The sequence below is a fragment of the Cognatundibacterium luofuense genome (genome assembly GCF_018139685.1).
GTDB lineage: Bacteria > Pseudomonadota > Gammaproteobacteria > Burkholderiales > Burkholderiaceae_D > Undibacterium > Undibacterium luofuense.
In genome coordinates this window covers 1-308 of record NZ_JAGSPN010000492.1, presented here as the reverse complement: position 1 = coordinate 308, position 308 = coordinate 1, and the positions used below count along the sequence as shown (strand labels likewise).

Genomic DNA, 308 nt, shown 5'->3' with positions numbered 1-308 from the left:
CCAAATATTGCAAATACTTTGTCAGGTTGTTCGCTAACGTGGTCAAATCCTGGAGTATCACCACACTTACCGATTTTCAAACCATATTGACGGGCACGCAAACAGCATTCGTAGTCAACTCCATCAACAAAGTAGGTTTGATTATGCCATCCGATCAATTTTAAATTTTCTAAAAAAAACATGCTCCCACTACTTATGGCAACGAGAACATCCTCAACAAAAACAGGTGATACAAGTTTATTACTTTCAGCCTTAAATGCGATGCCCACATAATCGGAGCTTAATCTCTCACGATTGCTTTCAATGAA

At 38.6% G+C, this 308-nt stretch carries 1 protein-coding gene; it reads right to left on the bottom strand.

From position 1 onward, the window contains the following. Nucleotides 1–308, bottom strand: a 308-nt coding sequence (locus KDM89_RS21365) for a glycosyltransferase family protein (protein ID WP_463322645.1), incomplete at both ends; no start/stop codon positions are given.